Consider the following 9641-nt stretch of genomic DNA (forward strand, 5'->3'; position numbering starts at 1 on the left):
ATTTTTCGTGGACAGATTTCTTAAAACCTGTCTATCTCCAGTGTTGGATGATAATTATCTGTCAAAAAATAATGCTTCTACACAAGTTCTCTATTTAAATAAGAGAATTTTATCTGATTTTTTTCAAAATGAGAATTGCTGACTTAGTACGACCAGCAAAGAAGTTAGTGAAAGCTGTTTGTAAATGTCTTAACCCTTGTTGTAAGGGTACACAGCTAACTTCGTTTAAAAACTCTAATTCTTCTTGCTTTTTCCAATCAGTTAGCATTGAAGACGTTTCAGTATATCCTACTCTTTCTTGTCTTTCGTACCATGCTTGTGTTCTGAGATGGAGAGCTTTATTGTAAACCAATCTTACACAGCCCAAAGTGCGCCGCAATAGCGACTCTTGTTCGGGTGTTGGGTAAAATCGGAACGAGTAGGCTTTTTCCATATCTCACATTCTAGCATATATCGTGTAAATGCGCTAATATTTAACAGTAAAGCCGTCGTAGAACGACGGGGTTTCAGACCCAAATTTTCGATGAAATCTGGGAAAATGACACCGCCGCATCCCGAAAACTCTCACCCCTTGCTAGGTATAATCGATCGCAGGAAAAATTTTATGAGTAAATTTGTCTTTGTTACTGGGGGAGTCGTCTCCAGTATTGGGAAAGGAATTGTCGCTGCTAGTTTGGGAAGATTGTTGAAAAGTCGGGATTATTCCGTCTCAATTCTGAAATTAGACCCCTATATCAACGTGGATCCAGGCACGATGAGTCCTTTTCAACACGGAGAGGTATTTGTCACCGATGATGGGGCTGAAACCGACCTCGACCTTGGCCACTACGAACGTTTTACCGATACGGAACTCTCCCGTCTCAATAGCGTGACTACTGGCTCGATTTATCAAGCGGTATTGAATAAAGAGCGCCGTGGTGCTTATATGGGGGGAACTGTGCAGGTAATTCCCCATATTACCAACGAAATCAAGGAAAGGATTCTCCGGGTGGCCAAAGATACCAACCCCGATATTGTCATTACAGAAATTGGTGGTACGGTGGGAGACATCGAATCCCTGCCTTTTTTAGAAGCAATTAGGCAATTTAGGAAGGATGTGGGTCGAAATAACGTGGTTTATATGCACGTTACCCTAATTCCTTGGATTCCGGCCGCGAAGGAGATGAAAACGAAACCGACGCAACACTCGGTCAAGGAATTAAGATCGATCGGTATTCAACCGGATGTGTTAGTCTGTCGTTGTCATCTACCCCTACAACCGGGATTAAAAGAAAAACTCTCAGCTTTCTGTGATGTGCCAGTGGAATCGGTGATTACTGCTCAGGATGCCAGCAGTATCTACGAAGTGCCTCTCAATCTGGAAAAAGAGGGATTAGCGCAACAAACCCTAGAATTATTAAACCTCAGTCCCCGATACCCCCATCTGGAGGAGTGGGAAAATCTCATCCGACAGATGCAATCCCCTAGTCAAAAATTAGAGATAGCTATCGTCGGGAAATATGTGCAGTTGGGTGATGCTTATCTCTCGGTGGTGGAGGCCCTTAAACACGCTGCTATTGCCCTTGATAGCGAGATAGAATTGCGTTGGGTAAGTGCTGAAGATGTGGATAACGATTCGGCCGAAGCTCATTTAAGCGGTGTTGACGGTATTGTGGTACCCGGTGGTTTTGGTATTAGGGGTGTGGATGGCAAAATTAAGGCGATCGAGTATGCTAGGGTCAATAATATTCCTTTTTTGGGTCTCTGTTTAGGGATGCAGTGTTCGATTATCGAATGGGGTCGCAATGTGGCCCGATTAGAAAGGGCCAATAGTTCCGAATTTGAAGAGGATACACCCAATCCAGTGATTAATTTACTGCCAGAACAGGCAGATGTGGTGGATTTAGGGGGAACAATGCGCTTAGGTCTCTATCCCTGTCGTTTAAATCCCGATAGTCTAGCTTTCTCTCTCTACGGTCAAGAGGTTATCTATGAGCGCCATCGTCACCGTTACGAGTTCAATAATGCCTATCGTAGTCTCTTTTTCGAGACTGGTTATCTGGTTAGTGGCACTTCTCCCGATGGTCGTTTGGTGGAAATTATCGAACTACCAAAACATCCTTTCTTTATTGCTACCCAATTTCACCCCGAATTTCGCTCTCGTCCCAATAAAGCTCATCCTCTCTTTTCTGGTTTCATGAAAGCGGCCCTCAAGAGTGCAGAGCAAAAGTTTTCCCTTATTAGTTAGGGTTTGCTGGTTCTATTGGCTCAAAATCTGGTTTTTTGGGGGGAAACCCCCGAAAATTTCCCGTCTTAACCCCAGTTTGGCCTAGGGTTTTCCGAATTGACGTTGATAAACTACTTCTTCCTTGCCAGATTCCAGTTTAATATCCGAGCGAGGATAGGCCACACATAACAAAGCATAGCCTTCTTTTTGCAGGTCGGGGGATAATCCCATGCCCTCTCCTTGTTCGACGCTACCCTGGGAAAGTTGAGCGGCGCAGGTAGTACATACGCCCGCATTGCAAGAACTGGGTAAGTCAATCCCCGCATCGTAGGCCGCCTGTAGTATAGTTTGATCTTCCCTAACTTCGATCGTTTGTGTTGTTCCTAAATGGGAAATTTCTACTTTGTAGGTTGTGGTCATAGCTAATGAATAATGCTTTGAACTTCACCTATTTTATCATTCTAGATTGCGGATATAAGTAGGGAGGCACAATTTTTGTAGGATGGGTTAGCGGTAGCGTAACATAATCGGGCGTTGGGTTTCATGCTTCAACCCAACCTACGTTCATCTTATATTTAATTCCACCCACCTACTTAGAAGAGAGGGGGGAAATCTGTACCTAATCAGGTTTTCACCGGTCGGCATATAATTGATTGTCATAAAAGATGATAAGATACTGAAAAGTAGTAACTTTTTCTGGCAATTTGCCCTGTAATTAAAAAAACAAAAGAGAGAATTTGCTTCTCTCTTCTGCTCATGAAAATTATGCCAATTTTCCCATAACCGAGGGGAAGTTATTCTATTTGTAATTGGCTCTCGTGTCTTTAACCGCCGCCCAAAAAAATAGGGCTGTTAGTGGCACACTTGCCGCTAGAATTAAGCCAGTGGTGGTATTGCCTAAATCCGGTTCTCCTGAACTAATTTCAAAGACACAACCCACACCAGCGATCGCTGCAATACAGGATAATAACAATAAAACGCCGCTTTTCGGGGTCATCTTCACTCCTCACCTAAATTAACTAATGCCTTTATTTTGTCACTTTCTCGACGGGTTTCACCGCTTGCACGGAAAAACCGTGTTTTTTTAATTCTTCATTGAGTGCCAAATCGTTATCTACTCTATCCACGAACATGACACCATTAAGATGGTCCATTTCGTGTTGAATTGCCCGCGCTAGTAAACCGTTAGCTTGCAGTTTTCGCGGTTTCCCCTGTTCATCTTTATAACTCACTTCGATCGCCTGGGGACGGATGACATCTAAAAACACATCGGGAATACTCAAACAACCCTCTTCCGCTTTGCACAATTCCCGACTATAACCGATAATTTGGGGATTAATCAGAATTAGGGGCGTATTTTCTGGTTTATCGGGTTCACAATCGATGACAATCAATTGTTTATTGACTGCCACTTGGGGAGCCGCTAACCCGATACCATTGGCACTATACATAGTTTGCAGCATTTCTCTGGCTAATTGACGAATGCTGTCATCGACTTTAGCAATTCGCTTGGCTGGTTGACGCAGGACTCGATCGCCGAGATAATGCAGTTCTAAAGGGGGTTTTTCTAATTTGCGTTTTTCTACGGTAATAGTGGCGCTCATAAACTTAATTATCGATGGGATGACACAATTTTGATCTTAGTCACTGGTACTGGGGCATTTCTCCAGAAAAGGGAGGAGAAAGCCCAGACTCTTCATAAAATTTTACACTGATCACAGACAGTTCGTCCATATCAGGAGGTGAGAGATGGGGAGATTTTTCAGTTATCAGTTATCAGTTATCAGTAATCAGTGGGGGAGTGGGGAGATTTTTCAGTTATCAGTTATCAGTAATCAGTGGGGGAGTGGGGAGATTTTTCAGTTATCAGTTATCAGTAATCAGTGGGGGAGTGGGGAGAAGGGAGAAAAAGCTGATTATAACCGGCTACTTATTAGTAATTGGTATTCCTAACCATTGACTTAATTCCGCTGCTAACCATTCAATTTCGGGTTCACTCAGATAGGCTTTTGTATTATTACTAATAGTATATTCTTTAGTCCCCGCCCAAATAGTTAAAGCCATCGGTACATAAACTCGATCGCCCTCGCCATCTTTGGTATGATAACCATCAGCTTTCACCAGTTTATTAATATGTTCCCGTGCCATTTTCTTTTTGCCCGGAAGTGTCAAACCAAAAATTCGCTTAATGGCAACAATTTCTTGACTATTAATAGTGATAATTTCCTCCCCTTTGAGACAATAAATAATCTGGTAAAGCATTCCTAAACCCACATACCAAAAAGGCAAGGAAAAGAGCAGAAAAAACCAACTTATCCACAGAGAAATGGAAACTGCTCCTCCTGTCCATACTAATAAAAAAGCGTTCCAAGCGATGGCAAAGGTTCCAAGATAAATTAATTTAGGGGTAAAACCTTCGGGGGGTAAAAATATTTTAATTTTCTCCTCGTTTTTTTGCAATTGTACCCGACTACTGGCGGGTTTTTCAAGGTTAGAGTAAGTTAATTGCATTTCGTGGAGAGTATTTAAAGCTTGATTTGCCGCCTGTGCTGAAATAAACCTTTTCTCGAGACTAGGTTCAATTAACTGCCCTAACCAATGAACAAAAGCAGGGCTTAAATTGGCTAAATTATTTAATTGAATTTTGCCATCTTTTTGGGGTAAATCGGCGGGATGAATGCCTGTAGCTAGATAGATTAAAGTCGCTCCTAAACTGTATAAATCAGAAGCGGCAACGGTGCGACCACCGAATTGTTCGGGGGGCATATAACCGTAGGTTCCGACGATAGTTAAAGTGGCCTGTTCCTGTTGGGCAACAGTCTGGACAGAACCAAAATCAATTAAATAAACATTGCCGATACTATGACCAGTTCGATCTTTTAGTAAAATATTACTAGGTTTCAAATCCCGGTGGATAATTGGCGGATTAAGTCCATGGAGATAAATTAAAATACCTAGGATAGATTTAGCTAATTCTTGCAGGTCTGCTTCACTAAATTTGCGGCCATTTTCTATCTGTTCCTTGAGAGATTTAGCCTCGATATAACTCTGAACAAGGGCAAAACCTTGATAGGTATCGGTGCGAACTTCAAAATAGTCGATATATTCAGGAATCGAGCGACAATCTAGATGTTTAAGAGTTTCAGCTTCCCGTTGAAAGAGTTTTAAATCTGTCCATTCAAAATCGGGACTGAAGATTAATAATTTGACGACAACAGTAGTACCCGTTTTTAGATCTTGGGCGAGAAATGTGCGTCTTCCAGTTTGTTTACCTAACTGACTTTGAATTTGGTATCGATCGCCTAAAATTTGCCCTGGCAGCATACAATATATTCCTAGGAGAATCCTAATTCTAGACTAATCGAGAAATTTCTAAACTGCAAGCTAAGAAAACGTAAGTTTGACCGAATCATCAAAACTTTAGCATCTCCGATGATAACTGCGGCGAAATTCAATTGTATCGCCCGTTTTTCGCTAATCCTTGGACTGGGCTGCTGAGGGAGGTATTTTTTCAGGTTAAAAGAGAAAATAGGCATCAGAAAAGAAAATTGGACCCTCTCCGTCTGGGAAAATTTAGTACAAGTGTTCAGAATAGCAACTGCGGCGCTGCCATGTAGTCTGAAGGAGTAATTTAGATAGTCAACAGCTGAGGGTACAAGGGAGCAGCCAGTTTAATTCCGATCGAGGTGGAGTTTCCTGATATAGTTTTAAAAGCAGTCGGTTCAAGACAAAAAGACATGGTTACTAGGGGCGAACGAGGAGTAGAAGTGAGGAAAAACGAGAGCTTTTCTCTGGCTTCCTATCTGGAGGAAAAGCGGTTAATTGTCGAGTCAGCTTTGGATAGCTCTTTAGTTATCGGCAATCCCGCCAAAATCTACGAGGCGATGCGCTATTCTCTCCTCGCCGGTGGCAAACGGCTGCGGCCGATTTTATGTCTGGCTACCTGTGAATTGATGGGGGGTTCCCTAGAAATGGCTTTACCCACCGCTTGCGCCCTAGAAATGATTCACACTATGTCATTAATTCATGACGATTTACCCGCCATGGATAACGATGATTACCGACGCGGGAAATTAACCAATCATAAGGTTTTTGGCGAAGATATCGCTATTTTAGCTGGGGATGGTCTCCTGGCCTATGCTTTCGAGTATGTGGCTACCCAGACTCGTAATGTACCTCCTGTACAGATTTTAGAGGTAATTGCCCGTTTAGGTCGCACGGTCGGGGCAGCGGGTTTGGTGGGAGGTCAGGTTTTAGACTTGGAATCCGAAGGAAAACCGGATATTTCGGCAGAAACTCTCGGTTTTATCCATACTCAGAAAACCGGGGCCCTGTTGGAGACTTCTGTGGTGTCGGGGGCAGTTTTAGCGGGGGCAAAAGCGGAAGATATAGCTAAATTAGCCCGTTATGCCCAAAATATTGGCTTGGCTTTTCAAATTATCGATGATGTTCTCGATATCACGGCGACAAAGGAGGAATTGGGTAAAACCGCCGGTAAGGATCTACAGGCACAAAAAGCCACCTATCCCAGTCTCTGGGGGATAGAGGGGTCCCGCCAGCAAGCTCAACAGTTAATAGATAGTGCCATCAATGAATTGAGTGGCTACGATGAGGCCGCTGAACCTTTACGGGCCATCGCCGAGTATATTGTTAATCGTAAAAATTAAATTAAACGAATGAGATTATGCAGGACTTCGAGCAGGTGTTACACAATCAAATACTGCTAGTCTCTCTTTTAGCTTGTTTCACTGCCCAGGGACTAAAAGCGCTGATTGAGTTAATCCGCGATGGTAAGGTGAGTCTGCGCTATCTAGTCTCGTCGGGAGGAATGCCTAGCGCTCACTCGGCGCTGGTGGGGGCCTTGGCTACTGGGGTAGGATTACAGATGGGTTGGTCTAGTCCCGAATTTGCGATTGCGGCGCTTTTTGCGGTTATTGTTATGTATGATGCGGCTGGAGTGCGTCAGGCAGCGGGAAAACAGGCCCGGATTCTCAATCAAATTATCGATGAAATGTTCCAGGAGGGCAAGGAATTTAACGAGGAACGTTTAAAGGAATTAATTGGTCATACTCCTTTTCAAGTGCTGGTCGGTTTAAGTTTGGGTATCGGTATCGCCATGGTGCTGCTCTGTCATTAATTGAGGTGTTTTCTGGGGTTGAGATAAACTAGATTTAATAACTGAAAATCCGGGGTAATCACTCATGTTACAATCCCTAAAAATTGAGGGCTTTTGCGGTTTTCAAAGTTTTGAGATGGCCAATCTTGGTAGGCCAATTCAAATTTGAAACGCATCAGCAGCAATGTTTGAGATAGAGGCAAAAAGGAATCAAAGTCACAGGAATCCACTCAACAAAGTGCTGATAACTGGGTAAATTGGCACAAGCATCGCTCCAGTATTCAGCTACATGGTCTAAATAAGAGGATTTGAAGTTTCTGTAATGATTACTACGGCGGTTTCTCTATCCATCTGGCACAGACAACTCCTTATACTAAATCCGTTGAGTATAGGCTAGTTATGAGGAGAGGCATTCATGCAAGAGGCACTCATGCAAAGGGGAGAATAAATAATCAGTTTTTAATAACCGGATTTAGTATTATTGGATAAGCCTTTCCACTTAGAAGATGTACCAGACTGAGCCTGAATCCGCCGTATGAAAAGCGATTAAAATCGTCATAATTTCCCCCAGACATAAGCTTCTTTTTTGTTGTCGAGTCTTCAGTCCATAAGCAAGTAAGCTTTTTGAGCATTGAGGTTCAAATTGTTGGCAAAAATAATCGACAGGACAGAATAAAGCATCTATACTAACCCTAGGGCAAGGTGGCTGAATGGTTTTCTGTTTTTCAGCATATCACTTCTCCCTTTTCTTATCCCGAACTCAGGTTATATACTAAGGAGAATAATTAACCATGACCGAAAATAGAGGCCCGATTCCCGTAGTTGTCAACGGTGCAGCCGGTAAAATGGGACGGGAAGTCATTAAAGCCGTTGCTCGTGCCGACGATATGATCTTAGTGGGTGCAGTGGATCGAAATCCCGCTTTTCGAGGTCAAGATGTGGGGGAAGTGGCCGGTTGTGAACCCCTAGAAGTGCCGATACTCGACGATTTGCAGAGTGTTTTAGTCCTGGCAACTCAGGAAAAAGTGCAAGGGGTGATGGTGGATTTTACCCATCCCGACGGTGTTTATGACAATACCCGCAGTGCGATCGCCTATGGAGTGCGTCCCGTGGTGGGAACTACGGGATTATCGGCGGCACAACTGCAAGATTTAACCGAATTTGCCGAAAAAGCCAGCACTGGCTGTTTAGTTATCCCCAATTTTTCCATTGGCATGGTTTTACTACAACAGGCTGCCCTGCAAGCATCCCGCTACTTTGATCATCTGGAAATTATCGAACTGCATCACAATCAAAAAGCAGACGCACCCAGTGGAACGGCGCTCAAAACCGCCGAATTACTGGCAGAATTAGGTAAAACCTTTAATCCTGCCCAAGTTTCCGAAAAAGAAACTATCCCCGGCGCTAGAGGCGGTTTAACTGCTGAGAACATCCGTATTCATAGCGTGCGTCTACCCGGTTTAATTGCCCACCAAGAAGTCATTTTCGGTTCCCCCGGGGAAATCTATACCCTTCGTCATGATACCAGCGATCGCTCCTGTTATATGCCGGGGGTTCTCCTCTCTATCCGCAAAGTTACTCAGCTGCAATCCCTCGTTTACGGTTTAGAAAAAATCCTCTAAATTGAGATAGGTAGTGATTTTATTGTAGTGGTGATAGCTCAAACCTTTGCTAATTGGGCATTGTCGTCATCAATAAAGTACCAAACAGTTCGGCACCCCCCTGATCAAGGTTAGGGGGGATCGAAGGCAATATCTATCTTCTATTTAATTAGAACCACTTACTTAAACTCAATGGTAAAATAAGCCCATGAGCGCTTTTCCTACCCCAGAACTCGATAAAATCCTCAAAGAAAAAGATATTCAAGGAGAACAGGAAAGACAAACCCTGCTGGCAAAAACTCAACAATGGCTTCCTGAAAATGCTGTAAAATACGGAATTAATCGAGCTTATATCTTTAGCTCCGTGACTCGTCCCTATAAATTTCACCCCGGTTCTGATGTGGATATTGCCGTCGAAAATATCAATCCCGAATTGCACTTTGATGCTATTAGTATTCTTTACTATTATCTGGGGAGAGAGGTAGATATTATTCTGCTGAAAAACTGTCATTTTGCCCACCGCATTCGGGAAGAAGGAATTTTATGGACAACCGACAACTAATTCCGTTGAAAGCTGATATAACTGGACTTCCCCCATACATAAATACTAAAAAATTAACAAAACCCTTACTGCAGGTCGCTTCTAAGAAAAAATTGAAAAGAGGCTACTGGGTACATTTTTTACTTGAAAATGGCTGTACCGTTGACTGTATCTGGA

At 43.1% G+C, this 9641-nt stretch carries 10 protein-coding genes and 2 pseudogenes; 6 read left to right on the plus strand and 6 right to left on the minus strand.

Features of this window, described 5'->3' with window-relative positions:
- Positions 1-142 precede the first annotated feature (142 nt).
- Positions 143-433 (minus strand): annotated as a pseudogene (locus O9324_RS07020) (RNA-guided endonuclease InsQ/TnpB family protein); the annotation flags it as partial.
- Positions 434-604: 171 nt separating this feature from the next.
- Here O9324_RS07020 and pyrG point away from each other — a divergent pair.
- The gene (gene pyrG, locus O9324_RS07025; RefSeq protein WP_288139822.1) at positions 605-2227 is read left to right on the plus strand and encodes a CTP synthase; all 1623 of its coding nucleotides are present in this window, start codon (positions 605-607) and stop codon (positions 2225-2227) included.
- 81 nt (positions 2228-2308) lie between these two features.
- On the opposite strand, the gene O9324_RS07030 is transcribed toward pyrG, so the two are convergent.
- The 3 genes from O9324_RS07030 to def all read right to left on the minus strand — a co-directional run bounded on the left by O9324_RS07030 (position 2309) and on the right by def (position 3810).
- Complete coding sequence (locus O9324_RS07030; protein ID WP_002768334.1) at positions 2309-2626, minus strand: 2Fe-2S iron-sulfur cluster-binding protein; 318 nt, start codon at positions 2624-2626, stop codon at positions 2309-2311.
- Positions 2627-3005: 379 nt separating this feature from the next.
- The gene (locus tag O9324_RS07035) at positions 3006-3203 is read right to left on the minus strand and encodes a hypothetical protein (RefSeq protein WP_002731987.1); all 198 of its coding nucleotides are present in this window, start codon (positions 3201-3203) and stop codon (positions 3006-3008) included.
- A gap of 31 nt (positions 3204-3234) precedes the next feature.
- Positions 3235-3810: a peptide deformylase gene (def, locus tag O9324_RS07040; protein WP_271990077.1), complete on the minus strand. Its 576-nt coding sequence runs from the start codon at positions 3808-3810 to the stop codon at positions 3235-3237.
- Positions 3811-3955: 145 nt separating this feature from the next.
- Between def and O9324_RS07045 the strand changes: the two genes are divergently transcribed.
- Positions 3956-4159: a hypothetical protein gene (locus tag O9324_RS07045; protein WP_043995992.1), complete on the plus strand. Its 204-nt coding sequence runs from the start codon at positions 3956-3958 to the stop codon at positions 4157-4159.
- Here O9324_RS07045 and O9324_RS07050 read toward each other — a convergent pair.
- Positions 4133-5530, minus strand: coding sequence for a serine/threonine protein kinase (locus O9324_RS07050; protein WP_288139823.1), 1398 nt, complete (start codon positions 5528-5530; stop codon positions 4133-4135). The two genes, O9324_RS07045 and O9324_RS07050, sit on opposite strands and share 27 nt — an antisense overlap.
- Positions 5531-5943: 413 nt before the next feature.
- Between O9324_RS07050 and crtE the strand changes: the two genes are divergently transcribed.
- Both crtE and O9324_RS07060 read left to right on the plus strand, forming a co-directional pair.
- Complete coding sequence (gene crtE, locus O9324_RS07055) at positions 5944-6873, plus strand: geranylgeranyl diphosphate synthase CrtE (protein WP_072924057.1); 930 nt, start codon at positions 5944-5946, stop codon at positions 6871-6873.
- A gap of 17 nt (positions 6874-6890) precedes the next feature.
- The gene (locus tag O9324_RS07060; protein WP_002733310.1) at positions 6891-7343 is read left to right on the plus strand and encodes a divergent PAP2 family protein; all 453 of its coding nucleotides are present in this window, start codon (positions 6891-6893) and stop codon (positions 7341-7343) included.
- A gap of 160 nt (positions 7344-7503) precedes the next feature.
- Here O9324_RS07060 and O9324_RS27460 read toward each other — a convergent pair.
- Positions 7504-7650 (minus strand): annotated as a pseudogene (locus tag O9324_RS27460) (IS982 family transposase); the annotation flags it as partial.
- Positions 7651-8113: 463 nt separating this feature from the next.
- Between O9324_RS27460 and dapB the strand changes: the two are divergent.
- Together dapB and O9324_RS07070 are read left to right on the plus strand one after the other, a co-directional pair.
- Positions 8114-8944, plus strand: coding sequence for a 4-hydroxy-tetrahydrodipicolinate reductase (gene dapB / locus O9324_RS07065; RefSeq protein WP_288139824.1), 831 nt, complete (start codon positions 8114-8116; stop codon positions 8942-8944).
- A gap of 187 nt (positions 8945-9131) precedes the next feature.
- Positions 9132-9485, plus strand: coding sequence for a nucleotidyltransferase family protein (locus O9324_RS07070; RefSeq protein WP_288139825.1), 354 nt, complete (start codon positions 9132-9134; stop codon positions 9483-9485).
- Positions 9486-9641: the final 156 nt, after the last annotated feature.

Origin of the sequence: Microcystis sp. LE19-84.1B (assembly GCF_027531875.1) — a bacterium.
GTDB lineage: Bacteria > Cyanobacteriota > Cyanobacteriia > Cyanobacteriales > Microcystaceae > Microcystis > Microcystis panniformis.